We start from the raw sequence: 26,351 nt of genomic DNA on the forward strand, positions 1-26,351 counted from the left end.
GCATCTGAATCTTACTATTTCACCCTTGCGCTTTAGATCTCAATCAGCAGCGCTTTATTGACGGCTTCATCGGTAATGCCCGGACAGTCCTGAAAACCCCTCGCCAGCTTTCCAAACACGTTTGATTGATATCAAAATCAACTATGGAGCCGGCTATAACTTTCTTGCATAGTCGGCTGCATTGATACCAGCGACACACCCTTCACCCACGGCTTTGGCAACCTGCAGGGTGGGCCACAAATATCACCGGCAGCAAATATACCGGGGATGTTGGTGCGCTGGGATTTGTCGGTTTGAATGAACCGCATCGTATCATCCAATGCCACGCCCAAAGATGTAGACAACCCCATCAATCCTTTTGCCCCGAGTTCAATGAATACACCAGAAGCGGAAAGCGTTGTGCCGTCATCGAGAACGATCGCATTGACATCTTCCTGACCGGAAATTTCTTTAACCTTGGCCCCCCGGTGCACCACTACCTGGCTGCTATCGAGCTTTTCCAGCAATGTCTCGGAGACCTTCAGATCGTCGCAAATCAAATGCACTTTTCCAGCGATCTCGGCTAGGGTCAGGGCTCCGTCAGCAGCAGCACTTTCACTGCCCACCACAGCCACGTCCTCGCCTCGGTAAAAATTACCGTCACAGTCGACGCAATAACTGACACCTTTACCGACAAGCTCTTTTTCGCCCTTGACCCGCAACGTGTTCCGGGCGGTACCAGTGGCCAGAATCAGGGACTTGGATGTGAATAGACCACCGCTTTCCGTTTCGAACAGGAATAGGTTGTTATCCATGGAAATCTTCAAGATATCATCATCCATGAATTGGCTGCCGAAGTTTTTCGCTTGCCGTCGGCCGGTTTCCAGCATCGTTTTGCCAGTGGCATTGAACAAACTCACCAGGTTCTCCACGTGCGCCCGAAACAGGCTGCTTTTGTGCTCCTTTCCCAGCACCAGCACCGACACCTTTTTGCGGGATGCATGGATAGCCGCTTGAAGACCTGCCGGTCCGGCACCCACTACCACCACATCGTAAAATTCATTTTTATTCATATTTTTCTCCTTTGAACCAAAGGGCTCCAGAATTCAATGCGGTTGCCCTCCGGGTCGAAAAGGTAAAACACATCGGCGCCCATAACGTTGGAGCGAATCTTTGTTGGCACCAGTCCGTCCATGATAAACGCGTTATGCGCCGTTTGAAGATTGTCGATCTGGAAGGACAAGGTGATGCCTTTGCCGTCTGCGCTCGCTATTGTTGCCCGGGATTGATCCGCCACACTTAAGAAAGCTGTAGGGGTTAATCGAAATTCAACAAACCAATCGCATTGAAAAGCAATCTCAAGCCCCAGGCGATCGCGGTAAAAGGTCACCGACTCCTTCCAGCGCCTGGCGTAAAGAATCGTGTTGGCCCTTTTTACAGCGGATACCAATGTCATTAGCTATTCCCCTCGGATCATGACCAATAGCATCTTGAATCTTTCCGTGGCCTGAAGTGCGTGAGAAATATTTGCAGGCATGATCAGCATCTCGCCGGTATTCACGGTTTGCAGCTGGCCGCCAATGGTTATCTCCGCTTTTCCATCTAAGATGTGGACCACGGCGTCAAAGGGCGCCGTGTGTTCACTGAGCCCCTGCCCTTGGTCGAAGGCGAACAAGGTGATGTTGCCAATTTCTTTTTTTATCAATGTCTTGCTCACCACAGCGCCGGCGGCGTATTCAATGTGGCTTTCCAGGTTAAACGCTATACCTTTGGGTGCATTGGCTTGTTCGTTCATATGGTCCTCCTTGCTTTTACCCGATCGGGTTGACGCGATGGCAACATATCGACCACACTGCTGAATCCCGAACCGGGTTTGATTCGCTATGTTTTAAAAAACTAATCACTGCAAATAGATTTTTCCAAGCTCGGACAGCATTTGGTGAAAACGCTCATGTTTTTCAACGCCAATTTTCTCCGCATTTTTAGCTGAACTCGTTCAAAAAGGAACAGAGCCTATCCAATAATTTTTATGCTTTTGAGTATGGTAACGCATAAAATCATCCCCATCCCCGACTTCCCCGGCCCCGTGCCTTTCGGGTTTACCTTCGATTCCAGGGAACGCTTGGTCGTTACAGATCCCGGGGTAAGCACCATTACGTCCTATGACCTTGATGATGGTGTAGTCGAAGGCCCGAACGCTTCCGTGGAAACCGGGCAGGCTGCGACCTGCTGGATTGTCGGAACGAAGAGTCGGTACGCCGACCTCGTATATGCAGCGAACACAGGCTCCGGCAGCTTGTCCGGTTTCCGGATCCAAAGAGACGGCTCTCTTTCGGAAGTCGGTGTCTTCCCCGTGGGAGACGGTGCGTTGAACATTGACCTGGCGATGACGCGCGACGGCCGGTTCGTCTACACGCAAAATGGGGGTTTCGGTACCGTTAGCATATTTCGCGTAAGGCGCGACGGGACCCTTGCATTTATCGATGAAATCGATGTTGTTGAGCCCGCCTCCGGGTTTCAGGGGATTGCGGCCTGGTAGTGTGGCCATCGCAGTCACGAGCCCACCCTTTTTAGCGTGGCCGGCGCTAAAATAAACCAGATACCGCCGGCCACGTACAAATGCGGAAAGAGTAGATCCCTCCAACGCGTGACAATAGGGGAATACCGAGGTCAGAAACATGGAATCACAGCCTGATGCCTGGATCGATTCCGGGGAAAGCCGTTCCTTGCAAGCGGGAGAGCCCGGTATCCGACCATCGAGGGAAACTGCAGCGAAAATGGAGGAACACAAAATGGAATCCGATAACAAGAAGCAAAAGGCGATTATGAAATTGGCCATGGTGGCGCTGATTGGCCTGGGCGCCGTTGCCTTCCGGTACTTCGATCTGGGGCAATACCTGACCCTCGACTACATCAAAGCTTCCCAGGAGAAGTTTCAGGTGCTCTATCTCTCCCACCGTTTTCTCGTCATTGTTGTGTATATGGCCGTCTATATCGCGGTCACCGCGCTGTCGCTGCCTGGCGCCGCGGTTCTCACGCTGGCGGGTGGCGGCCTGTTCGGACTGGTGGTCGGGGCCGTGGTGGTCTCCTTCGCCAGCACCATCGGCGCCACCCTGGCCTGTCTGGCTTCCCGGTTTTTGCTGCGCGAATGGGTCCAGAACAAGTTCGGCGACAAACTCGCAGCGATCAACGCAGGCATCGCGAAAGAGGGCGCTTTTTCAACAAAAATTCAGGAGAGTGGATATCAGCGAGGCATGACCGGCGGCCCGATTAGATAAGGAGATAACGATGAAAACGGAAAACCAAGACGAAGTAAATGCGAGTTTCGACGGTCAAAGCCTCGAAAGCCTCACCCAACGGATTAAAGCGCTATTCGACGTCAAGGACCGCACCTATGGGTTCCGCCCCAGGACATATCCAAAATGTTTCGTCGGCAGCGAAGCGGTAGCTCAACTCATAAAGAAGGGAATTGCCCTCGATGTGGAAGACGCCATGCACATCGGCAATATGCTGCTGGATGCCGGGGTGTTTCATCATGTATTGGACGAACACGCGTTCAAGAACGAGAAATTGTTTTACCGGTTCATTTCCGATGAAGACCACGGCCGTGTGGCACGTAAACCCGATGGCAGTACGGTCAGCTGGACCGATTTCATCGCACCGCCGACGAATCCGGAAGGCCGGCGGATGACCCTTCAGCCGGATATTCCTGAACGGGACCCGGATTTGGCTTCTTTTGAGCAGGTCGATCCGGAAACATGCGGTGTATCACCGCTCGATGCGTACAATACCCGCATGTTGGATCTGCTCCACCCCAAGGTGTGGGTGGACCCGAAACCCAAGCCCTCGTACAATCTGGTGGTAATCGGCGCCGGCGGCCTGGTTTCCGCGGCCGGTGCGGCGGGTGTCGGGGCACGGGTCGCGCTGATCGAGTCACACCTGTTGGGGGGCGACTGCCTGACGGTGGGTTGTGTGCCGTCCAAGGCATTGCTGCGCTGCGCCAAGGCGGCGGCCGCCGTGCGCCGTGCCCCCGAATTTGGCATAAAGGTCGGCGGTGAGATATTGGTGGACTTTGGTTTTGTCATGGAACGGCTGAGGCGGCTGCGGGCAGGCATCGCACCGGTTGACTCGGCCCAGCGCTACAGCGAAAAACTCGGTGTGGACGTTTTTATGGGCAAAGGTCGCTTTACCGGCAGGAACACGATCGAAGTCAACGGCCAGACGCTTAAATTCACCAAGGCGGTGGTGGCCACGGGCGGTACGGCGGCCGTCCCCCCGATTCCGGGCCTGAAGCAGGCCCCTTACCTCACCAACGCTTCGGTTTTCAACTTGACCGAACTGCCGGCCCGCATGGGCGTCATCGGCGCCGGTCCCATCGGCATCGAAATGGCCCAGGCCTTCCAGCGTCTGGGATCCCAAGTGACGGTTTTGTCGCGCGACAGCAAGATCCTGCCCAGGGAGGACCCGGACGCCGCCAAAGTTGTGGCGGCCGCTTTAGAGAAGGATGGGGTGACCTTCGCCTATAATCTCACGTTCAAGGGGGTTGAAAGCAGGGACGGAAAACCGCCGGTGACCGTCTCGGTGGAAGATTCCCATGGAGAACGGTCGCTGGAGTTCGATGCGCTTCTGATTGCCACCGGCCGCAAGCCGAATGTCACCGGCTTCGGGAGGGAAGCGGCCGGCATTGATTACGACGAGCGCACGGGTATTACGGTCAGCGACCGGATGCAGACGACCAACCCGGATGTTTACGCCGTGGGCGATGTGGCCAGCAAGTACCAGTTCACACACATGTCGGACTTCGGGGCACGCCTGGTGATCCGCAACGCCCTCTTTTACGGCCGAGACAAGTTCTCCGATCTGCTCATTCCCTGGGCAACCTACACGGATCCCGAAGTCGCCCATGTGGGACTTTACGAGAAAGATCTGGAAGCGCGCGGGATTGAATACGTTACCCTCAACCGGGCCTTCGACGATGTGGACCGCGCCATTGTGGACGGTGAGACCGAAGGGTTTGTTAAGATTCACGTCAAAAAAGGCAAGGACCGGATTCTGGGGGCGACGATTGTCGGCAGCCATGCCGGCGACATGATCAGCGAGATCAGCGTGGCCATGCAGGCCGGCATGGGGCTGGGCAAACTGGCCAGCGTCATCCACCCCTACCCGACGGCGGCCGAGGCCATCCGCCAATGCGGCGACGCCTACAACCGCTCGCGACTGACACCGACGGTGAGAAGCATCTTCAATCGTCTCATGGCCTTTAAACGTTGACCGGAAACAAATAATTACGGACCCATGCAGCGTTTATCCGCAGCCCATAAAATCGATAGGCGGAAGTCATGGGAATCTTTTCGATTACATTATCAAAAAGAGGAATTGCTCAAGCCGATTGATGGCATGGACGCCAGAACTCAATCCGTATTCCTTCTATATCTCGAAGGTAAAAAACTTCGGCGCCCGTCAAACAGCCGATCTGGCGGCGCGCGTGGAGGCTGCCGTTTTGTACTGTCAGCGCCGCCTGGAACGGGCGCCGCGCTTCGACGATCTCGATCACCTATGTGAACAGGTCACGTTAGGACTAAGCTAATTACCAAAAAAGAAACTGGAAATTTTCTTTTAGAAACTATATGTTAAGTCTCTGAAAATGGCGATCCAGTACTTATGCTGCATTGCCGAAAATCGAACGCCAATAGCCTTACCTGAAAAGATGGATATAGACAAGGCATTGAACGTCGAGGAATTGCGTGGGCGTTTCCTAAAGTATACCCGGCGGGCATATGGCTCCTCCCTTCGCCGGAACAGCCACGGATATTGGAGATCGGTTGCGGCCTGGGACAACAAGCCATGGAACTGGCCCGTCTCAGCGGAGGCAAGGTGGTCGCCATAGACATAGATCCCTACATGGTTTCCAGGTTACAAAGGATGGATGGTTACGGTTAACAACCGTCATAGCCTCCAGCAAAGCTGGAGGCTTGACAGATGAACCGCTCAAAGCGGTTAAGGAACATTAGCCACTGAGCGCCTCTGAGACGGTGGATGACTACAGATTACTTTGTCCCCATCTATTTTCGACCGGATTAATCAAGGAGGGAGATGAAATGGATAAAGCCTGTTACCGAGAATTGACCCCCTACAAATACCAATTGATGGAGCCTTATGGTCTCAATATCAACATCAAAGGGTATGAGATTGAGACCCCTTATCTCAAATTGAATGCCGATGGGAATCTCGAAATTGCCAAAGGGTACGCTTGGGACGGCCCCAGCGGACCAACATTTGACACGACCGATTTTATGAGGGGATCACTGGTTCACGATGCGCTTTACCAATTGCTTCGGTTAGGGGAAATATCACCCCGCTACAAGGCATATGCAGACCTGCTGCTTAAAAAAATCTGTCTTGAAGATGGGATGCCGAATTTCAGGGCGAATTATGTCTACCAGGCTGTCAAATGGTTTGGCGGGTCGAGCGCGAAACCAGGAAGTGAAAAGCCAGCCAAGATCATTTGTGTTCCGATGTAGGGTTTTTCCAGACCGGCAGGGGGGCACCGTCCTCAACCTGTGCACCACGGGTTCGTGCGGTTTTGTGTGTACACGCTGTAAAAAACCAAAAGAGGCAATCGCGATGAAAAGGGGTTGAATTCCCGTCCGGGCATGGTAGAAAGGCGCCAACTCAAGGGACGGATGCCAAACGGTGCTGTTTGGAGACGCCATTCCTAACCTAAGATGTATGATCCAACGGATTCGTAAGAAGCCCGAGATCAAGGCTTGCGGATCCTGAGGAGGGAGGCGTACTTTTGCGTACGCCGCAGTGACGAAGGATATGCGTAACACCGATATCGGGCTTCTTACGAATCCGTTAAGAACCATGACCGACACACGATCCACCATTAATGGCCTCCGTCGCCAACTCGGCCGAACCATGCATGCAGACCGGCTGCTGTTGCGGCGCCAGCTGGACCGGCTGAACCGTCGCCGGAAATCGCTGGACGAGGCGGCATTCGCCCGCCAAATGGCCGATCTGACGACGCGCGTGGAGGCTGCCGTTTTGCACCGTCAGCGCCGCCTGGAGCGGGTGCCGCGCTTTGACGATCTCGATCACCTGCATCACCGTAGCCAAAGCCGACATCATCGATGCCATCCGCAGCCATCCGGTCGTCATCATCGCCGGCGAGACCGGATCGGGCAAGACCACCCAAATTCCCAAATTCTGCCTGGCCGCCGGCCGGGGCGTGGGATGGCAGGATCGCCTGCACCCAGCCCCGGCGCATTGCCGCCACCACCGTGTCCGCGCGCATCGCCGAGGAGCTGGGCGAGGATTTGGGGCGTTCGGTGGGCTACAAGATCCGCTTCCAGGACAAGAGCGATCCGGACGCCTACATCAAGGTGGTCACCGACGGCATCCTTCTGGCCGAGACCCAGGGCGATCCCTGGCTCAATGAATACGACACGATCATCGTCGACGAGGCCCACGAGCGCAGTCTGAACATCGATTTTGTTCTGGGCATCTTGAAACGCCTTGTCCAGCGGCGCCGAAACCTCAAGCTGATCATCACCTCGGCCACTATTGATACCGAAAAATTTTCGCGGGCCTTTGATGACGCCCCGGTGATCGAGGTCTCGGGCCGGCTCTACCCGGTGGAAACACGTTATTTTTTCCCCGATACCGATCCGGAAGAGAAAGAAGACCGCACGCCGGTGGAACTGGCCATCCAGGCCATTGACGACTTGGTGCGACGCGGGGGGCGGGGCGATGTGCTGGTCTTCATGCCCACGGAGCAGGATATTCGCGAGACCTGCGAGACCCTGGAGGGCCGCGGCTATCCGCGTACCCTGGTGCTGCCCCTGTTCGCGCGTCTGAGTCCCGGTGAGCAGAATCGGGTGTTTGCCGCCACGGGCTATCGCAAGATCATCGTGGCCACCAACGTGGCCGAGACGTCCATCACCATCCCCGGCATTCGTTACGTGGTGGACACGGGGCTGGCGCGCATTTCCCAGTATGTGCCGCGTTCGCGCACCACCAGTCTGCCGGTGGTGCCGATTTCACGCAGCAGCGCCGACCAGCGCAAGGGCCGCTGCGGCCGGGTGCAGAACGGGATATGCATCCGCCTGTTTTCCGAAGAAGATTACCTGAACCGGCCCCTGTTCACCCAGCCCGAGATCCTGCGGGCCAACCTGGCCGAGGTGATCCTGCGCATGATCGCCTTGAAGCTGGGCGACGTGGCCGCCTTTCCCTTCATCGACCGGCCGGCGGAAAAGAGTATCCGCGACGGCTTCAACCTGTTGGAGGAGTTGGGCGCCATCGCGCGGAACGACAAGATGTCCAAAGGCGTGGCACCCTACGGGCTGACCGAGAACGGCCGGATCATGGCCCGCATGCCCATCGACCCGCGCCTGTCGCGTATGCTCATCGAGGCCCAGAAGGAGAATTGCCTGGGCCAGGTGGCCGTCATCGCCGCGGCCCTGAGCATTCAGGACGTGCGCGAGCGACCCCTGGACAAGGAAGCCCAGGCCGATCAGGCCCACCGGCGCTTCACGGATCCCTTGTCCGATTTCGTCACCATTCTTAACATCTGGCAGGCGCTGCACACGGGGCCGGACGCCCCGCGCAGCATGAACGCCCTGAAGAAGTTCTGCCGCCAGCATTTTCTCTCCTTCCGGCGCATCCGCGAGTGGCGCGACATCCACGCCCAGATCACCGCCGTGCTGCGCGAGCAGGGATTCGATCCGAGGGGCGATGGGGTGGGGGTGGGCGACGAAACCATCGGTCGGGACGCCGACGGCGGTTTCCATCCCCGGTACGCGGCCATCCACCGGTCCGTCCTGAGCGGTTTTCTCTCCAACATCGCCATGCAGAAGGAGAAGGTCTTCTACCGTGCTACCCGGGAGCGCGAGGTAATGCTCTTTCCCGGTTCGGGCCTGTTCAAGAATCCGGGCAGCTGGATCGTGGCCGCCGAGATGGTCGAAACCTCGCGCCTTTATGCCCGCAAGGCGGCCGTCATCGATGTCACATGGCTGGAGCCTTTGGGGGGCGATCTCTGTCGCCGCAGTTGGAGCGATCCCCATTGGGAGCGCAGCCGCGGCGAGGTGGTGGCCCGGGAGCAGGTGACCCTCTTCGGCCTGCCCATCGTCCAGGATCGCCGGGTGGCCTTTGGCCGCATCGATGCGGACAAGGCCGGCGAGATCTTCATCCGCGGCGCCCTGATCGAGATGGACGTGAAGCAACCCCTGGAATTCATGCGCCACAACGCCGATCTGGTGGCCGAAGTGCGCGGCATGGAGGACCGCATCCGGCGGCGCGACATTATGGTGGACGACGAGGTTCTGGTGGCCTTCTACCGCGAACGGCTTCCCGGCGTGGCCGACCTGCGCACCCTGAAGCACCGCATCCGCAAGCAGGGCGGTGACGGTTTTTTGCGCTTGGACCGCGAGATGCTGCTGCGCTACCAGCCGGACGCGGCGACCCTGGAGCAGTTTCCCCGCCAGTTGGATCTGGGGCACCGGGTGCTCGATTGCGACTATGTGTTCGATCCAGGGGCCGAGGCCGACGGCGTGACCCTGACCGTCCCGGCCGAGACCACCGGCGAGGTGGCCCGCGAACAGCTGGATTGGCTGGTGCCGGGGCTTTTGGCCGAGAAGATCACCCTGCTGATCAAGGGGCTGCCCAAGGCCTATCGGGTACAGTTGGTGCCCATCGCCGATACGGTGGAGACCATCGTGCGCGACATGCCTCGCGGTCGGGAGAGCCTGCCCGCGGCCCTGAGCCGTTTTCTCTTCGAACGGCTCAAGGTGGACATCCCCGCATCGGCCTGGCCGGTCAATCAGCTGCCTGATCACCTGCGCATGCGCCTGGCCATTACCGACACGAAAGGGCAGGTGGTGGCCAGCGGTCGGGACGACACCCTTTTGGACCAGATCGTGGCCGACCCGACCTTGCCGCCGGGATTTCAGTCCCTGCGGCGCAAATGGGAACGGACGGATATCATTGATTGGGATTTCGGCGACCTGCCGAGGTGCTTCCCGTGAACGACCGAAAGGGCACGCCGTGCGCATCTATCCGCGATTGGCCGTCGAGGGGGATACCCTCGGTATCCGGCTTTTCACCGACGCGAGGGCTGCCGAAACCGCCCATCGCGAGGGCGTGGCGACCCTCTTGACGCGCCGGTTTGCCGATGACGTCAAATACCTGAAGAAGAACCTCAAACTGCCGGCCCTGCTCAAGCGCCAGGTGGTCTATTTTGGCGGCATGGCCGCCCTGGAGGCGCAGCTGGTCGAGCGGGTCATCCGCCAGCTGTTCGCCCGCGATCCGCTCACCAGTGCGGCTTTCGACGCGCTGGTGGGCGAGCTGATGGCCCTTAAGGTGCATCAGTCCGGCCAGGATCTCAAGGAGGCGGTGGTTGCCGTGATCGAGGCCCATCACGAGGCCCGACTGCGCATCCTGGAGGTCGAACAAAAACGCATCGCCGCACCACAGGTGGGGCAGTTTCTGGAGAGCCTCAAAGGTGAGATTCAGCGGCTGGTACCGGACAATTTCATCCAACTCTACGACCGGCAGCGGTTGCTGCACCTGGTGCGCTATCTGAAGACGATCGCCGTCCGGGTGGAGCGGGGCCTCGGCGACCTTGCCAAGGACCACGCCCGCCAGGATCAGGTGGCCCCCCACCTTCAGCGTCTTGGAAACATGCTCGCCGTCATGGATGGAAGTACTTCCACGGAGAAGCGCGCGGCAGTGGAAGACTTCTTCTGGATGATCGAGGAGTACAAGATATCGCTTTTCGCCCAGGAGGTGGGCACCGACGGGCCGGTATCGGCCAAGCGGTTGAACAAGCTGGCCGAGGAGATTGAACGGATGGTGTAGGTTTTTGCAACGTTTTAAAAGTTCCGCATTCCGTACTTCCTTTATCCACTATGCAACACCTTAGGCTGGCGGAAAGAAATAATTCCCCCAGATCGTGCCGGATTTGAGTTCGTCTACAAGGCGCCGCCACCGGTGCATATCGGGAATATGTGCCGGTGGCGGCAACGCGGTAGACGGGCACAAAGACAAGCAGGATGGTGGAATTATTTCTTTCCGACAGCCTTAACTTCAAGTTTTCTTTTCGATATCCACAAATTGAAAGACTATTTCAATGCGAGTTGCAATAGTCTTTCAATTTTTCAACCTGGTTTCTCTATCCCAAAAATAGTTAAATAACTGTTAATTCAATTGGTTAAACTGACGCTTGGATTTGGTATACAATTTGCTCATAGAGCTATCCAAACGTTGACTCATCTTTTGCGTTATATCGTCGAGACGATTTTTGAATGTCATAAATCAAACCGATCGTTTGATCCAAAAAAACAACTCTTGGTTAAAAGGAGCGTTCTATGCCGGGTAAAATGCCATATGAAAAGTACCAGCTTGACAATTATTTTGAGAAATATTCATATGTTAACAAAGAAGTAATCATAAAGGAAGACCTTCTTCGCCTGGGAGTATCTTTTACCTCCAGCGCTTTGGAAGAATCCTCCAAATTCGCGACAAAATCTTATTATCTGTTTTCATACGACGCCATGGATGTGGACGATATGAAGAACAAAGAGTTTATCAAGGCGCCGGAGTGCTTTAAATTCAAGGGCGGCCCTTATAATCTCAGACCTTCCAACAACAAAACCTGCCTAGATAAGCCCGAGAAGACGCCATATAAAGTCGATTACGTCGATGGTGAACTGAAACTGTTCTGGGAAGACAATTACCTGGCCGATGTAGAACTTCGCCCCAAACCCCCCTATTATGCCCATACGCTTCCGGACGGAACGCCTTACTCGGATGTGGCGGCTTCTGTTTTCTTCGGTTATCTGACGTTCTGCACGATCTTAAGAAGTTGTCAGTACTGGGGTAAAAAAGAGGAGTGCATCTTCTGCGACATCAATACCAATGCCCGAAAACAGTCTAAAACCGGCAGACCCTTTATGATTCACAAAAGTGTTGAAGACGTCGTTACGGTAATTGATACCATTTTCAATAAAGAACGGGAGGATATCAATCATTCCCTTCTGTTGACCGGGGGGGCCATCTTCAAGCAGACCGCCCAGCTCAGCGGTATGGAAAACGTTGAATTCTATGCACAATATATCCGCGCCATTCGAGAGAAGATCGGCAATCGATGGGGGATCCACCAACAGACAACGGCCCTGACCATCCCTGAATGCAAAGTGTTAAAGGAAGCCGGTGTCGATTGCCACCATGCAAACATTGAGGTCTGGGATAAGGATCGGTTCAAAGTTTATTGCCCTGGAAAGCAGCAGTTGATCGGCAGGGACGAATGGATCAAGCGGGTGTGTGATTCCGTGGACGTCTTTGGCGAAGGGCATGTTGTACCAACCTTTGTAAGCGGCTGCGAACTTGCCAAGCCCTGGGGGTTCGAGAAGTGGGAAGATGGGGTGAAATCAATGAAGGACGCCTGGGAATTTCTCATGTCCCACGGCGTTACGCCAAGAAGTTCCAGCTGGATTATTGAACCTAATTCAGTTCTGGGTCAATATGATCAGCCCGTCATTCCCCTTGACTACTACATTGAAGTAGACATTGCCTGGTATGAAACATGGAAAAAATACAACCTGCCACCGATCTATAATTTTACCCCCATGGGCCCTGGTCGTTGCCTGAGCATCAACAGCGGGCATCTCGATATGGGATCATGAGCACTTCAATGACCTTGAATGCGATAGAGTGGCCATTCTTCAGCTGGCACGAATGAAATAAGGAGATAAATCAAATGAAATACAAGCTAGGCATTGATGTTGGCGGGACTTTCACAGATTTTTTGCTTGTCGACGAAAATGGCGATCATAACATTTTCAAGTCTCTGACAACGCCGAAGAATCCTTTCGGCGGCGTTAACGCCGGTCTTAATAAAATAGCTGAATTTACTGGTAAAACAAACGGAGATTTTTTAAGTAGCCTTGAACTTATTGTGCATGGCACCACCATTACCACCAATGCAACATTGACCCGAAACGGCGTCAAGACTGCGTTTATCACGACAAAAGGGTTCAGAGATATTTTAAACATGCGGCGCGGACTGCGGTCCCGTCAATACGATTCCCGATACGAACCACCGCCAGAGTTTATTAAACGCAGAGACATCTTTACCGTTACCGAAAGAGTGGATTGCAAGGGAAATATTCTCGAGTCAATTAACGAAGAAGAAATGAGAGAAATCATTGAGCGGATAAAAAAGAACGGCGACTACAAAGCCATTGGAGTGAGTACGCTCTTTTCCTATGTCAACCCTGAAAATGAGAAAAAAATAGGGAAAATGCTGAGAAAAGCATTCCCTGATGTTTATGTTTCGCTTTCACACGAAATCCTTCCGCAGGTCAGATTCTATGAACGGAACAGCACAATCGCTTTGAATGCCTATGTGGGCCCCATTTTATCCGAGTACCTTGACCGCGCTGAAGGCGGACTGCAAAAGGACGGATTTGAAGGACTACTGCTTATCATGCAATCCAACGGAGGGGTTATGTCTCCGGAGATGAGCAGCCGTTTTGCGGTCAACACGCTTCTCTCTGGGCCAGCGGGGGGTCCTGTTGCCGGCCAGTTCGTTAGCGGAATTCACGGTTTGAACAATATTATCACGGTCGATATGGGCGGAACGAGTTTTGATGTTTGTCTTATCAAAGACGGCCAGCCGGCTATAACGACGGAAGGTGACATTGGCGGATACCGAATCGCCTTACCCACGCTTTATATTGAAACCATTGGCGCCGGTGGCGGAAGCATCGCTTCCGTCGATTCCGCCGGACTGCTCCAGGTCGGCCCCCAGAGCGCCGGTGCGTCTCCAGGACCAGCTTGTTATGGCCTTGGCGGAACAGAACCCACGGTTACCGATGCGGATTTAATCCTGGGCTATCTTTCTCCGGATTACTTTCACGGCGGCGATTTGATGCTGGATAAAAACGCGGCGGTGAAGGCAACCGACGAAAAAGTAGCTCAACGATTGGGTATCACCGTGAATGAAGCCGCCAACGGCATTTATCAAATGATCAACAGCAATATGGCCATGGGGGTCAAACTGGTTTCTGTGAGCAAGGGGCACAATCCCATGGATTTTGCATGGTGGTTGCCGGCGGAGCTGGGCCGATCCACGCGGCGCCCATCGCCAAGGAAATGGATATTCCACTTATCATCGTTCCTCGGGGGTCGTCAGTCTTTTGCGCATCCGGCATGCTGATGAGCGATCTCAAACATGACTATGTGACTACCTATACTTCCGAATTCTCAAAGATAGATATCAATCGTGTCAATCAGATATGCAAGAAATTGCTGGCGGAGGCAAAAGACACCCTGCAGAAAGAAGGAATTCGCCCTGAAAACATTCTCAGTTTATTCAGCGCCGACATCCGCTATCTGGGTCAATTCAACGAAGTCAACATCGATCTTTCCTTTAATGAATCGGAATCCTTTGGTGAGGATAATGTTAAATATTTAAATAAATTATTCCACAAGACCCACGACTCCCTTTATGGATACAGTTTGCCCAACGCCGAGCTGGAACTGATCAACATTCGACTTCAGGCAGTTGGAAAAACAGAAAAGCCGGCCTTCCGGGAAAGTCCCCGTCAATCCTCCGATGCATCGCATGCATTGAAAAACAACCGCCAGGTTTTTTTCTACGGCAAGTTTATGAGTACGCCGGTTTATGACGGCCTTTTGCTAAAACATGGAAATATTGTCTTCGGCCCCGCCATTGTTGAAGAACCGACGACAACCATCGTGGTACCACCCGACTTCGATCTAACCTGTGATTCTCATGACAATTATCTGCTGCATCGAAAAGATCAGAATCTGGAAGAGGTTATTTCCATATTAAAAGAGAGACTTCAATAAAGGAGACGACAATGGGAAATAAAAAACTTGATCCAATTACTCTTTCTGTTCTGGCAAACCGTTTCGAATCTGTTTGTAGCGAGATGGGCGAAACCATGCTGCGGACTTCCCATTCCCCGATTTTCAGCGAGGCCAGAGATTTTGTAACCGGAGTCTTTGACGCCAATGGCCGCATGATCGCCCAAAAACCGTATATAGCCGTTCTGGCTGGTGCACTTCCCTATTGCATGAAAGCAATTCTCGACTTTTACGATGGCGATATCCAGGATGGGGACGTTATCCTGACTAACGACCCTTATCTGGGAGGCAATAACCATATGCCGGATTTCACCGTTGCACGGCCCATCTTCTCAGGAGATGAAATTATATTTTGGGCGGTCGCCAAGGGCCATATGGTCGATACCGGCTCCGAGGGATGTTGCGGTTACAATCCCGAGGCCAGCAACATATGGCAGGAAGGCATTCGGATTCCCCCCTCGAAAATATACAAGCAGGGAAGATTCAACCGAAGCGTGTGGAACCTTCTATTGAACAATGTAAAAATGCAGTCCCTGTTTGAAGGTGATTTAAATTGTCTTGTGGGCGCTACCACGTTGGGAGAGCGAAAGCTGAAACACGCCATGAAGACAAATGGGGTCAGGACGCTTCTTCAGGCAGTGGATCAGATCATCGAAGCCACTGAAAATCATATGCGGGAAGAAATCCGCAAGATACCCGATGGAGAATACAGTGCGGAAAGGCATATGGACCATGACGGGTTCGTGCGGGACAAAAAAGTCAAGATCAAGCTTACCGTCAAGGTTAACGGCGATCGAATCATCTTCGATTTTACGGGATCCGACCCACAGGTGCAAGGGCCCATCAATAATACGGAAGCCAATACGTTCTCTTCGGTATGCCTTGCCTTGTTTATGACCATTGATCCGGATATCCGCAAAAACGGCGGCGCGCTTGCGCCCATTGAACTGATCGCGCCGCAGGGTAGTGTGGTCAACTGCCAGGAGCCTGCGGCCTGCACCGCTTCCACCATTTGCGGTACGGCAACGATTGTGGAGGCGGTGTGGCTTGCTCTCTCCCAGGCCGTGCCGGAACTGGCCCAGGCGTCCTGGGGGCGTTGGTCGGCGCCGGCCACAATGGGTTTCAATGACCGAACCGGCCGGCTCTTTGGTGACATTCACTTCATGAGCAAAGGCGGCGCTGGAGCCACCCTGGGCTATGATGGATGGAATCATCTCGGCGTGATCTCCTGTGCAGGCGGTTTGAGATCTCCGGATCCAGAGTTGCACGAGTTGGTCACTCCCTATCGGATATTGCAGTACGAATATCTGGCGGACAGTTGCGGCCCCGGCAAATGGCGGGGAGGCATGGGTACCGCATACAGATGGCTCGTTGAGGCGGATGGCATCATCTCTGACAATTTTGGAGACGGGCTGATGCCGGAAACCGGCCCCTTCGGCATTGTCGGAGGAAAAGGCGGCAAACCGAGCAGCCTTCTCGTGACCAGGCCTGACGGTTCCACCGAGGATCCCGAGGTGCACAAATTTGTGACGCTCAACAAGGGTGATGTGTACAGCATACAAGGCGCCGGAGGCGGTGGTTATGGCGATCCTTTTGAACGTTCCATTGACAAGGTTGTCGACGATGTTCTCGATGAGTTGATTTCCCTGGAAACCGCCCGAGAAGAATACGGCGTTGTCTTGGATCTGGAAACCATGCAGGTTGACAAGGAATCGACCAATCGGCTGCGGGAAGCGAGGAAATAGAATTGGCCCCAGCCCCTCATTGAAAGAGGGGCTGGCGAAGTATTTCCTTCGATGTGTGGGTTACACATTATTTTGAATGCTAAAGATCCCATGGGCCGTCTCCGATGCCTCAACGGGAGGTGAATGACATGCAGAACGAAATGAAGATTGTCGGGAAAAGAGTTGTCCGCAGCGACACGTTGGCCAAGGTCACCGGCCAGGCACGGTATACCGCTGACTTGAAGATGCCCAACATGCTGGTGGCGAAAGTGCTGCGCAGCCCGCATGCCCACGCCAAGATCAACCGTATCGACGTCAGCGAGGCCCTGAAAATGCCGGGCGTGAAAGCGGCCATCAGTGGCTTTGACGGCTATGGAATCAAATGGGGGGTCTTTCGGTACACCCAGGATCACGCCATGCTTCCCACGGACAAAGTCCGCTACATCGGCGAGGATGTAGCCGCGGTCGCGGCCGTGGACGAGGAAACGGCCATCGAGGCACTCTCCCGCATCAAGGTCGATTATGAGCCCCTGCCGGCCGTTTACGATCCCATCGAAGCCATGCAGGACGGCGCGCCGCTGATCCACGACCAATACAAGAACAACATCAACATTCATGTGAATATCGAGGAAGGGGAGGTCGACAAGGCCATGGAGAGTGCCTTCCTCGTCCGGGAGGATACGTTCAAATCCGCCGGCGAAGCTACGCCATGATGGAACCCTATGCGGTCGTGGCATCCTATCGAAATGGTTACCTCGACCTGTGGATGCCCAATGCCGGGCCTCACGTTCGTGCCAAAGCGATCGCCAACCTGCTCAAGATGCCGCTGAACAAGGTGCGCGTGCGCCACATCAATTCCGGCGGTGCCTTCGGCGGCCGATCGGAGGTGGCCCCCGGCGATCTCGTCGCATCGCTTCTGGCCATGAAGAGTGGCAAACCGGTAAAGCTCGTTCTTTCCCGCGAGGAGAACGCCACCAGCACGAGACAGATTCACGACATGATCGCAACGATCAAAACCGGAATGGCAAAGGACGGCACCATCGTCGCCAAGGACTATCGGGTGATCTATGACGGCGGCGCCTACAGCTCCACAGGCCCCATCGCCACCTCGATTCCCTATTATGTGTACGAGGAATGCTATCGTTTGCCCAATGTCCGTTACAACGGCTACCGGATCATCACCAATAAAGGCATCAGGGGAATGTATGGATGCCACGGAAGAGCCTTTCTGGGAGGTAACGAGGCTCAGATGGATCTGATGGCCAAAGAACTCGGCATGGATCCTGTGGAGATACGCCTCAAGAACGGCCTCACGGCTGGTGAAATGACGGCCACGAAATCCAAGATCTCCAGCTGTGGCCTCAAAGAGACCATAGAAATAACGTCGGAGAAGACGGACTTCAAAAAAAGATGGGCCCAGGCACAGAACCCCAAAGGCATCGGATGGGGTGTATTGCCATTATGTGCGGCTTTCCTATGGGTTTTCGTTCCCTGTCGACCTGTTATCTCAAAATCAATGATGACGGCTATGTGACGCTCGTGACCGGCGTCGTGGACAACGGGCAGGGAAACGAATCCATGGTGATTCAGGCCGCCGCCGAGATCCTCGGTGTGCCCATGGAGGACATCAACCTCGTGAATGCCGACACGGAAGTCACCAACCTCGATCCGGGCGCTATTCACAAGCGGCCGCCTTCGTCAGCACCAACGCGGTGAAGGTGGCTTGCGAGAATGCACGCCAGCAGATTGTCGCCATTGCAGCGGAAAAACTGGGTGTGCCCGAGGCGGACATCGCCCTGAAAGACCGGCTTGTTTACTCCATGGAAAATCCGGAAAAGAAAATGCGCCTTTCCTGGGTGGTGAGAGAAGCCTTTGCCAGAGCTCAGCCGATCGCCGCCACGGGAACGTTTTTCCCCCATATAGATCTGAAAAGAGAATGGATTTCAAGGCCCTGGGGCCAGATGGCGGGAACATTTTCCTATGCCACATCCGTGGCCGAGGTTGCCATTGATCCGGAAACCGGAGAAATCACGGTTCCCCATTTCACGGCCGCCCACGATTGCGGGCGGGCCATCAATCCCATGGCCGTAGAAGGGCAAATGGAAGGCTCCGTTCAACAGGCGGGAATGGCGGCCATCACCGAAGGCAACCTGTGGGATGGCGGCCACCTGCTGAATCCGGATCTGCTGGACTATAAAGTCCCGCTGGCCTGTGACATGCCGGAGATCGACGCCATCATCGTGGAATCCATTGATCCGGTGGGACCGTTCGGGGCCAAGGAAGGCGGTATTGCCATCCGTATGAATGCCTACAGTGCCATTGCCTGTGCGGTATCGCAGGCCACGGGCACGCTTTTCAAGGAATTTCCCCTGACGCCGGACAAGGTTTTGGAACTGGTAGAAAACGGGAAGGAGGAAACAAGATGATCCTGCCTGATTTTGAGTATAGGAAAGCCGAGACGGTTGCCGATGCCATCGGTCTTTACAACGAATTCGCCGGGAATGTGCGCTATCTGGCCGGTGGTACCGATCTGATGCCCCTGCTCAAACACCGGTTGTCGACACCGGCGGTGGTCATCGACCTCAAGGGCATCCTTGATCTCAGCACCATCACCGCTCAGGACGGATGGTTGACCATCGGGGCCAATGTCACGCTCTTTGCCCTCAAGCAGAATCAAACCATACGAGATTATTTCCCTGTGTTTTACCAATCGCTGGAGGCTACGGCCTGTGAAACCCTTCAGATGCGGGGCACCATTGGCGGTAATCTTCTCCAGGATACACGCTGCATTGAGTACAACAAATCCAATGACTGGCGGGTTGCCCGAGGCTTTTGTCTGAAGATGGGCGGCAAGACATGCAATGTGGTGCCAGGTGCCCGGGTCTGTCTGTCCAACTATTGCAGCGACAACGCGCTGGCATTGATTTCGCTGTCGGCAACGGTGAAAGTAATCGGTCCCGGGGGTGAGCGAGCAATGGCAATAGAAGAAATCTTCAGTGGCAAGGGCAGCAAGCCCTTTGCTCTCGAGCCTGGCGAGATACTCACCCATATCCGTATCCCGATGGAGAAATCCAAAGGCGCATATGAAAAATTGCGGGTCCGAAAATCCATCGACTATCCCCTGGTGGCGGTGGCGGCCTGCTTAAAAGAAGATAATGCCCGGATCTGCGTGGGCGGTATCGGGCCGGCGCCCCGGGTCTATGACCTGAAGGGCTTGGGTACAGATCGTGTCGTCGATGCGTCCCGCAGTACTTATGCCGACGCAAAGGCGGTGAGCAATACCACACTCTCCCCTGAATACCGGAAACGAATGGCGGGGGTATTGTTTCGAAGAGCTGTCAATAAAGCCCTGAAGGAGGAAAAATAATGGAAACGGTTAACGTTACCTTGCGCATCAATAATGAACTCACCACGCTCCAAGTGAAGCCTAACGAAACCCTCCTTGAAACCCTTCGCGAACGGCTTGATCTTACCGGGGCGAAAGCGTCCTGCGGCATGGGTTCCTGCGGTGCCTGCACCGTGGAGGTGAATGGCATGCCGCTGCGGTCATGCATTGCGCTGACCGTTGAAATGGATGGCGCTGAAATAAACACCGTTGAGGGGTTGAAGGAAGAAGAAAAGCTCCATCCGCTTCAGGAATCCTTCATGGAAGAAGGTGCCGTTCAGTGCGGTTTTTGCACCTCCGGGATGATCATGACGGCAAAACACTTTTGGATAGAAACGCTGCGCCCACCAAGAAGAGATCATCAAGGCGCTCTCTTCCAATGTCTGCCGGTGCACCGGCTATAAAAAAATCGTCACGGCCGTCGAGCAGGCGGCCACCAAATGAAAATAACCATCGATTCAAATTTTCGAATCCAAAATTCGTTTGAGCCTCCCCTGCAGCTGGAACTGGAAGGGAGTGAACAGGGGTTGCAGGATATTCTGCAAAAGCTGACCGATATGCATCCGCCCTTGAAATTCATCGAGCATGGGGAAATGGGAGATGACCTGCACCACCTCTACCTGAATGGAGAGAGCCACTTTTCGTTTTCGGAAGGATTGAAAACAAAGATCAAGGATGGCGACACCATCCTGGTCGAAGCCTATCTGGAACCTCTGGATGGTCATTAAGGAGAAAAACAAGCCATGAAGTTTGAAAAGATCGACCATCTTTGTTTTGCGGTAAAAAGCCTTGATCAGACCAAGAAAGTCTACGAGGAAGATTTTGGTATCGTCCCGGATTATGAATACGAGGCACCGTCGGAAAAGGTCAGGGTCGCGCGGTACTGCATCGGTGAGGTGGGCGTGGAGTTCATGGAAGCCACCGCCCCTGACAGCGAAGTGGCAACGTTTATCGAAGAAAAAGGAGAAGGTTTTTTTCTCATTTCCTACAAGGTGGATGACCTTGACAAGGCAATGGACGAACTTAAAGCCAAATCCGTGAAACTCATCGACAACAAGCCGCGTGAGCTTTGCGGAAACCGATACGCGTTCGTCCACCACCCGCGCGAATTGAACGGCGTGTTGACCGAGCTTCTGGACGGAGAATTTAACGTGAGCAAGTAAGGATATCCGTTAACATGCAAAAAGAAAAAAGGGACTATGCCTCTCCAGTTTGAATCCATCAACCATGGGGTGATCGCCTTCGGCTTTTTTAACATCGAAAGTGACCTCTTGCTGCTCGATAACAACTTTATTTTTGCCGATGAGTTTTGCAGAAATATCATCGCGTTCACTGAGAACATATCAGAAAAGGGCCTCAGTGACCGCTGGAATGTCTGGCAGATTGAAAAGGGACCGGAAATGGGAAATCTAATGGGTGCCATGCATGGTATGCACCATTCGGGTTTCTTTGGCGCGTTGTATCAGAAATATCCGTTTCCAAGACGAAAGATGGATTTCAAGCAAAAAGCGGAAGGTTGGAAAACACAGGCTGAAGTAAAAGAAATTATCCAAGACTATGGCCGATTGACCTTTCTGCAGGTTCATGTGGAACCGGTCGAAGAAAGGGTTCACATCGGCGACTATGCCTTTACCAAAAGGGTTTTTCAAGAATTGATCAACTATGTCTGGGAAGGGGGATATCCAAAATGGAAAGACGGCAAGCGGCCTGAGTATGTGACGGAAATGGCGGAATCCATAAAAGAAAGAAAGTTGTCTTTGTTTTCAGGATTAGAATTCATTTGACCGGCGCATCAAGACCGGTGACCTGTCGGCCTTGGTTTAGAAGAAGGGGTATCCATTCATCGGCGGTGCCCGATCTTTTAGAGATTGTGAATACGCCTTGATTCATCCGCAGAAGGTCAATGGCGTCCTAACCGAACTCATTGATTATCAATGGGAAGAATTCAAAAAAGAATACGTTAGCGAATCCAGCTGAAAGTATTGTGAGTTTATAGACTTCAAGAAAATGTTTTTGGGCTGCGTTATCGGTCGGCGCGGTATTGATTATACAGATTTCTCCCTCTGGCCTTGCCAAAAACATTTTCTTAAACCCTATAGCGAAAAAGCCTCCATCCATTTTCATGTTGATTCGCACATATTTTGCTGGAATGTTTTTCAACCCTTATTTCAAGGAGACGATTCATGCTGTTTCACTTGCCATTTTCCACGGGGATTTTTTATTTTTCCAGTACTGTCATAACGATACTTGCGTTTATTTATGCCGTCTTGCGCGCGATTAAACGGGGAGACTTTCATAAAGAGAAAACATGATGATGACCAATGGCGCTGATGAAAGGAAACCAAACAAAAGTATCGGTTTGAAGCGGGACATCATAGCTGAATGGAAGGGAGAAAGATGGAAGCGCATTTAATGACATGGTTGATTCTTGGCCTGTATATCCTCATCCTTTTGGGCATTGGCTGGTGGGGGTATTATAAAAGCAACTCGATTGAAGAATACTATGTTGGCGGCCGTTCGCTGGGTCTTTGGGTGATATCGTTTTCGTTCTTTGCCACTTATTTTAGTTCATCCGGCTTTGTTGGTGGAGGAGGATTCGGATTCCAGATGGGATTTGGATGGTCTTCCACAGACCCGTTTTTCTGCATTTTATTTTCGGTGATCGCATGGACGGCAATTGGTCCCAGGCTCCGACACTATACAAATAAACTCGGTTCCATTACCCTGCCGGACTTTTTTGGATTCAGGTATGACCATATGATGCCCAGGCTCGTGGCCGCCGTTATTATCTTGTTTGCCTATACGTTTTACATGGTCGCCATCTATAAGGCCGCCGGCGAAGCTTCAAATTTTTATTGGGTGTTCCCTATGTGGTCGGCATTTTGATCACCATCGTCCCGGTCATTATCTACACGGCGGTTGGCGGATTCCGCGCCGTGACGATGACCGATCTGCTCCAGGGAATTTTGATTCTCGCTGGCGGCCTGATGCTGTTTGCCCTGGTGATGGTGGAGGTTGGCGGTTGGAATTCCGGTATTGACCAGCTAAAGACAATCCAGTTGCTCGGCAGCATTCCGGGAGAAAAACTGCTGCACCTTGACGGGTTCGGGCCCCCGCCAATAATAAAGGCAGGGCGGATGGCCCATTTTCTGATTACCCTTAGTCTTGCTATTGGGATTGTCTTTTTATCCGCGCCTCATCTTGTTGTCCGTTTTTACGCCGCCAAGGATCAGCGGATCATCAGCCGAGGGATGATTCTATGCCCTATCCTGGTTGCCGTTTTTACCATGTGTGTCTATTCCATCGGCCCCTTTGCCTGGCTGATTATTCCCAAGATTGTTCCGTCCACTGAAATCGTCAACTACTTTAAAAACCCAGACCAAGTTATCCCGTTGTTAACATCGGTATTGTTTCATCCGATTATCGGCACCATTGTCCTCATTGCCGCCATTTCTGCGGGGATGTCCACAATCAATTCCCTGCTGCTGACCCTGGCCACCTCCTTTGGCAGGGACGTGATCTATGTCATAAACCCAAAACTGCCCGAGAAAACCATTCTGTTGGCAACCCGCTACTCATCAATCGCCCTGGCTATCGTGCCATTTGTCATTGCCATTAATCCGCCGGAGGTGGTCGTCGTGCTTGTGGGGTTGTCGTTCTCCATCATTGGTTCGGCATTTCTTTCACCCCTGGTGGGCGGACTGTATTGGAAAGGGGGGACCGCAGCTGGTGCTGCCTGGTCCATGGTTCTGTCAACGGTTTCCTGTATCCTATGGTATATTTATCTATATAAGAAACTCTGGATCTATCCAATACTACCCGGACTGGTCGTCGGGTTCTTGTCATTTCTGGCTATCAGCGCGGTCACCAAGAAACCCAACGCTGAAGAGGTCTGTGTTGGATTGCGTTACTAATACTACGATAAGGAGAGAAAGAATGCGAGTATTACTTATCGGTGGTGTCGGCAATATGGGGCAGGGCGTTGCAAGAGATCTGGTCAAACAGGAACAGGTCACTCACATCGTCTTGACGAGCTTGCATCCGGATCCTGCACGGCTTTCAGCCAAGTTAAGAGAAAATGAGAAAACATCGATGATCAAGATGGATGTCAATGATCACGAAGGCATGGTTAAGGCGCTTACCGACATCGATGTGGTCATCAATGCGGCCGGGCCCTTTTATAAAACGGCAGTTCCGGTGGCCAAGGCCGCTGTAGCGGCACACGTCAATTACATCGATATCTGTGATGATTATGAAGGCACACAGATCCTGTTCGACTCAGAAATCGATCAAATGGCGAAAGAAGCCGGTATTACCGTACTGACGGGAATGGGAAGCGATCCGGGAACCAACAATGTACTTGTGAAATGGTATGCGGACAGGCTCGACACGGTAGAAGAGATTTACCTTTACTGGGTGGTCAGCGTAGCGGAGCTCCAGGGCGCGGCCTGGGATCATAGCCTGCATATGACGCTCGGTAAAATTCCGCAGTATATCGATGGAAAGCTCGTGCACGTCGAAGGTGGAACCGGTGTGGTCGCGGAGCAGTTTCTGGATCCTCTCGGTGTATGCCAGCTTCGTTATGTGGGGCACCCCCAGCCCTTGACCCTTCCCAAATATATCAAGGGCGTTAAGAACGTCATTATCAAAGGTGCGTTGATTCCTCTCTGGGTGGATGAGTTGATAAAGGAGCAAAAGGCAACCGGTTTCTTGGGGACCGAGCCGATTGATGTGAAAGGCGCCCAAATCACACCCTACGACCTTGCGCTGAAGCTCTGGGAAACAATTCCTGAAGGAAGAGACAACGGCCCCCAGTCCTCGGGGCTGAAAGTCATCGTTAAAGGCGAGCGGGAAGGGAAAAAAGTCACCTATACAGCCGATATGGTTGGCAGGATGGCGCCGGGCACCGGCATTCCGGCTTCCATTGCCGCGTTGATGATGGCTGCCGGCGATGTGACGGTAAAAGGTGTGGTGGCGCCGGAAGGCTGTATTGATCCCGACATATTTTTGAGTGCTTTTTTAAGCAGGGGGGCCCGTATTCATCAGACGGAGCACATTGCATCCATGTTTGAAATTAATAATTAATGGAGAACCCTTTTATGAAATCGGCCGAAAAATTAAATATCAGTAAAAGCCAGGCCTTGTTTGAAGAAGCCATCACGCTTATTCCGGGCGGTGTTCTCGGTGCCAGAAAACCATCCGACTTTATTGACGGCGAATATCCGATTTTTTTGGAAAGCGGAAAAGGTTGCCGGCTGATCGATGTGGACGGCAATGAATACATCGATTTTTTATGCGGGTACGGCCCGATTATTTTGGGATACCGTGAACCGGAAATCGACGATGCCGTCTATGCACAAATCCGGGACAAAGGCTTTTGTTTTACACTCACCCAAAAATATCAGAACCTTCTTGCCAAGAAACTCAAGGAACTCGTGCCGTCTTCCGAAATGAGCATTTTTCTAAAGACCGGATCGGACGCCACGACCGCCGCGATTCGTATTGCCCGGGCGCATACCAACAAGATCAAGGTCATGCGTTGCGGATATCATGGCTGGCATGACTGGTGTGTAGAAATGAAAGGAGGAATCCCCGCTAAATTCTATGAAGATGTATTTGAGTTCCAATACAATCGATTGGACCAACTCGAAGAATTAATGGCCGTTCATGGCGCGAATACAGCCGCCATCATCATGACCCCCTTTGGCCATCCCAATCATCAGAAAATGCAAACGCCCGCCCCCGGATTCCTGGAAGGTGTTCGCGAATTGGCGAATCGATACGGTGCGGTATTGGTTTATGATGAAATTCGCACGGGGTTTAGGGTGTCCATGGGAGGGGCGCAAGAGCGCTATGGGGTGACACCGGATTTAAGTGTCTTGGGCAAGGCGATCGCCAACGGATACCCCATCTCGGTGGTGACTGGGAAGAGAGAAGTCATGATGGCGGCAGCGGATAAACTCTTCATTTCCTCAACCTTTTTCCCGAACAGCGAAGCATTTATCGCCGCACTCAAGACCATTGAAATTATAGAACGCGACCATGTGCTGGAAGATATATGGGAGAAGGGCGAGAAATTTATGGGGGGCATTCAGACCCTGATTGATAAGCACCAAGTCGGTGCCGAATTAACGGGAATCGCCCCCATGTTTTACATTACCTTTGAACCGGATGAAACCGGAACGTACAAAGGAAAGCGAAAAGATTTTTACACCCAATTAATCCGCAAAGGCTTCTTCTTCACACCATTTCATCATGCCTATATTTCATATCGCCACTCGCAGGCGGATCTTGATTTGGCTTTGACCGCCATCGATGAGTCGTTGGCATTTATCAAGAGCAAATATAGCTAATGCCGTAAAAAAATTGCC

Annotated in this window: 27 protein-coding genes and 2 pseudogenes; 25 read left to right on the top strand and 4 right to left on the bottom strand. The window is 53.2% G+C overall.

Going from position 1 to position 26,351, the window contains the following annotated elements; translation table 11 throughout:
- Positions 1 to 137: 137 nt before the first annotated feature.
- The 3 genes from JCM12296_RS05085 to JCM12296_RS05095 are packed head-to-tail and all read right to left on the bottom strand — an operon-like array spanning position 138 to position 1,774.
- Positions 138 to 1,052 carry an NAD(P)/FAD-dependent oxidoreductase gene (locus tag JCM12296_RS05085; protein ID WP_246804006.1) on the bottom strand — a complete coding sequence of 305 codons (915 nt, stop codon included), beginning with the start codon at positions 1,050 to 1,052 and terminating at the stop codon, positions 138 to 140.
- On the bottom strand, positions 1,049 to 1,435 hold the full coding sequence (locus JCM12296_RS05090; RefSeq protein WP_054690664.1) for a VOC family protein: 387 nt from the start codon (positions 1,433 to 1,435) through the stop codon (positions 1,049 to 1,051). Before JCM12296_RS05090 ends, JCM12296_RS05085 begins: the two co-directional genes overlap by 4 nt.
- Before the next feature lie 3 nt (positions 1,436 to 1,438).
- Positions 1,439 to 1,774 (bottom strand): cupin domain-containing protein, encoded by a 336-nt coding sequence (locus JCM12296_RS05095; protein ID WP_054690666.1) that lies wholly within the window; start codon positions 1,772 to 1,774, stop codon positions 1,439 to 1,441.
- 246 nt (positions 1,775 to 2,020) lie between these two features.
- Here JCM12296_RS05095 and JCM12296_RS50190 point away from each other — a divergent pair, with 246 nt between their 5' ends.
- From JCM12296_RS50190 to JCM12296_RS05120, 6 genes are all read left to right on the top strand, one after another.
- Complete coding sequence (locus JCM12296_RS50190) at positions 2,021 to 2,518, top strand: beta-propeller fold lactonase family protein (protein WP_172683774.1); 498 nt, start codon at positions 2,021 to 2,023, stop codon at positions 2,516 to 2,518.
- A 253-nt stretch (positions 2,519 to 2,771) separates the two neighbouring features.
- Entirely contained in the window at positions 2,772 to 3,257 is a 486-nt protein-coding gene (locus JCM12296_RS05105; protein ID WP_174897329.1) for a TVP38/TMEM64 family protein, read from the top strand.
- Positions 3,258 to 3,267: 10 nt separating this feature from the next.
- A complete protein-coding gene (locus tag JCM12296_RS05110; protein ID WP_083455851.1) occupies positions 3,268 to 5,250 on the top strand; it encodes an FAD-containing oxidoreductase in 1,983 nt (660 codons plus the stop codon).
- Between the two features lie 118 nt (positions 5,251 to 5,368).
- Complete coding sequence (locus JCM12296_RS05115) at positions 5,369 to 5,566, top strand: hypothetical protein (protein ID WP_157067387.1); 198 nt, start codon at positions 5,369 to 5,371, stop codon at positions 5,564 to 5,566.
- A 224-nt stretch (positions 5,567 to 5,790) separates the two neighbouring features.
- Positions 5,791 to 5,919 carry a class I SAM-dependent methyltransferase gene (locus JCM12296_RS50195; RefSeq protein WP_083455852.1) on the top strand — a complete coding sequence of 43 codons (129 nt, stop codon included), beginning with the start codon at positions 5,791 to 5,793 and terminating at the stop codon, positions 5,917 to 5,919.
- A gap of 158 nt (positions 5,920 to 6,077) precedes the next feature.
- Positions 6,078 to 6,500, top strand: a complete 423-nt coding sequence (locus JCM12296_RS05120) for a hypothetical protein (RefSeq protein ID WP_054690671.1) — start codon at positions 6,078 to 6,080, stop codon at positions 6,498 to 6,500.
- Between the two features lie 337 nt (positions 6,501 to 6,837).
- Here the strand turns inward: JCM12296_RS05120 and JCM12296_RS05125 are convergent, their stop codons facing one another.
- Entirely contained in the window at positions 6,838 to 7,119 is a 282-nt protein-coding gene (locus tag JCM12296_RS05125) for a hypothetical protein (RefSeq protein WP_157067389.1), read from the bottom strand.
- On the opposite strand from JCM12296_RS05125, the gene hrpA reads away from it, so the two are divergent.
- The 19 genes and pseudogenes from hrpA (at position 7,113) to JCM12296_RS05205 (ending at position 26,333) form a co-directional block, all read left to right on the top strand.
- Positions 7,113 to 10,004, top strand: coding sequence for an ATP-dependent RNA helicase HrpA (hrpA, locus tag JCM12296_RS05130; RefSeq protein WP_083455854.1), 2,892 nt, complete (start codon positions 7,113 to 7,115; stop codon positions 10,002 to 10,004). The genes JCM12296_RS05125 and hrpA overlap by 7 nt on opposite strands.
- On the top strand, positions 9,964 to 10,836 hold the full coding sequence (locus JCM12296_RS47060; RefSeq protein WP_281491929.1) for a DUF3418 domain-containing protein: 873 nt from the start codon (positions 9,964 to 9,966) through the stop codon (positions 10,834 to 10,836). Before hrpA ends, JCM12296_RS47060 begins: the two co-directional genes overlap by 41 nt.
- A gap of 509 nt (positions 10,837 to 11,345) precedes the next feature.
- On the top strand, positions 11,346 to 12,662 hold the full coding sequence (locus tag JCM12296_RS05140; RefSeq protein ID WP_054690679.1) for a radical SAM protein: 1,317 nt from the start codon (positions 11,346 to 11,348) through the stop codon (positions 12,660 to 12,662).
- Between the two features lie 74 nt (positions 12,663 to 12,736).
- A pseudogene (locus tag JCM12296_RS05145) lies at positions 12,737 to 14,157 on the top strand (hydantoinase/oxoprolinase family protein); the annotation flags it as partial.
- A 39-nt stretch (positions 14,158 to 14,196) separates the two neighbouring features.
- A complete protein-coding gene (locus tag JCM12296_RS41375) occupies positions 14,197 to 14,853 on the top strand; it encodes a hydantoinase/oxoprolinase family protein (RefSeq protein ID WP_218187973.1) in 657 nt (218 codons plus the stop codon).
- 11 nt (positions 14,854 to 14,864) lie between these two features.
- On the top strand, positions 14,865 to 16,616 hold the full coding sequence (locus tag JCM12296_RS05150) for a hydantoinase B/oxoprolinase family protein (RefSeq protein WP_054690680.1): 1,752 nt from the start codon (positions 14,865 to 14,867) through the stop codon (positions 16,614 to 16,616).
- A gap of 128 nt (positions 16,617 to 16,744) precedes the next feature.
- Positions 16,745 to 17,308 carry a xanthine dehydrogenase family protein molybdopterin-binding subunit gene (locus tag JCM12296_RS41380; protein WP_218187974.1) on the top strand — a complete coding sequence of 188 codons (564 nt, stop codon included), beginning with the start codon at positions 16,745 to 16,747 and terminating at the stop codon, positions 17,306 to 17,308.
- Complete coding sequence (locus JCM12296_RS47065; RefSeq protein ID WP_218187975.1) at positions 17,305 to 18,129, top strand: xanthine dehydrogenase family protein molybdopterin-binding subunit; 825 nt, start codon at positions 17,305 to 17,307, stop codon at positions 18,127 to 18,129. The genes JCM12296_RS41380 and JCM12296_RS47065 overlap by 4 nt, the downstream gene beginning before the upstream one ends.
- A complete protein-coding gene (locus tag JCM12296_RS47070) occupies positions 18,072 to 18,311 on the top strand; it encodes a molybdopterin cofactor-binding domain-containing protein (RefSeq protein WP_218187976.1) in 240 nt (79 codons plus the stop codon). The genes JCM12296_RS47065 and JCM12296_RS47070 overlap by 58 nt, the downstream gene beginning before the upstream one ends.
- Before the next feature lie 2 nt (positions 18,312 to 18,313).
- On the top strand, positions 18,314 to 19,021 hold the full coding sequence (locus tag JCM12296_RS47075; RefSeq protein ID WP_218187977.1) for a xanthine dehydrogenase family protein molybdopterin-binding subunit: 708 nt from the start codon (positions 18,314 to 18,316) through the stop codon (positions 19,019 to 19,021).
- On the top strand, positions 19,018 to 19,962 hold the full coding sequence (locus JCM12296_RS05160) for an FAD binding domain-containing protein (protein ID WP_054690682.1): 945 nt from the start codon (positions 19,018 to 19,020) through the stop codon (positions 19,960 to 19,962). Before JCM12296_RS47075 ends, JCM12296_RS05160 begins: the two co-directional genes overlap by 4 nt.
- Positions 19,962 to 20,424, top strand: a pseudogene (locus JCM12296_RS05165) ((2Fe-2S)-binding protein). The gene JCM12296_RS05160 and the pseudogene JCM12296_RS05165 overlap by 1 nt, the downstream one beginning before the upstream one ends.
- Positions 20,421 to 20,708 carry a ubiquitin family protein gene (locus JCM12296_RS05170; RefSeq protein WP_054690684.1) on the top strand — a complete coding sequence of 96 codons (288 nt, stop codon included), beginning with the start codon at positions 20,421 to 20,423 and terminating at the stop codon, positions 20,706 to 20,708. The pseudogene JCM12296_RS05165 and the gene JCM12296_RS05170 overlap by 4 nt, the downstream one beginning before the upstream one ends.
- Before the next feature lie 15 nt (positions 20,709 to 20,723).
- Positions 20,724 to 21,143 (top strand): VOC family protein, encoded by a 420-nt coding sequence (locus JCM12296_RS05175; protein ID WP_054690686.1) that lies wholly within the window; start codon positions 20,724 to 20,726, stop codon positions 21,141 to 21,143.
- 36 nt (positions 21,144 to 21,179) lie between these two features.
- Entirely contained in the window at positions 21,180 to 21,764 is a 585-nt protein-coding gene (locus tag JCM12296_RS05180; protein WP_054690687.1) for a hypothetical protein, read from the top strand.
- A gap of 613 nt (positions 21,765 to 22,377) precedes the next feature.
- The gene (locus JCM12296_RS47080; protein WP_172683775.1) at positions 22,378 to 22,866 is read left to right on the top strand and encodes a sodium:solute symporter family transporter; all 489 of its coding nucleotides are present in this window, start codon (positions 22,378 to 22,380) and stop codon (positions 22,864 to 22,866) included.
- Complete coding sequence (locus JCM12296_RS05195; RefSeq protein ID WP_054690695.1) at positions 22,851 to 23,894, top strand: sodium:solute symporter family transporter; 1,044 nt, start codon at positions 22,851 to 22,853, stop codon at positions 23,892 to 23,894. The genes JCM12296_RS47080 and JCM12296_RS05195 overlap by 16 nt, the downstream gene beginning before the upstream one ends.
- Positions 23,895 to 23,916: 22 nt before the next feature.
- Positions 23,917 to 25,065 (top strand): saccharopine dehydrogenase family protein, encoded by a 1,149-nt coding sequence (locus tag JCM12296_RS05200; protein WP_054690697.1) that lies wholly within the window; start codon positions 23,917 to 23,919, stop codon positions 25,063 to 25,065.
- 14 nt (positions 25,066 to 25,079) lie between these two features.
- A complete protein-coding gene (locus JCM12296_RS05205; RefSeq protein ID WP_054690729.1) occupies positions 25,080 to 26,333 on the top strand; it encodes an aspartate aminotransferase family protein in 1,254 nt (417 codons plus the stop codon).
- Positions 26,334 to 26,351 lie beyond the last annotated feature (18 nt).

The organism is Desulfosarcina cetonica JCM 12296, assembly GCF_001311845.1.
Taxonomy (GTDB): Bacteria; Desulfobacterota; Desulfobacteria; order Desulfobacterales; family Desulfosarcinaceae; genus Desulfosarcina; species Desulfosarcina cetonica.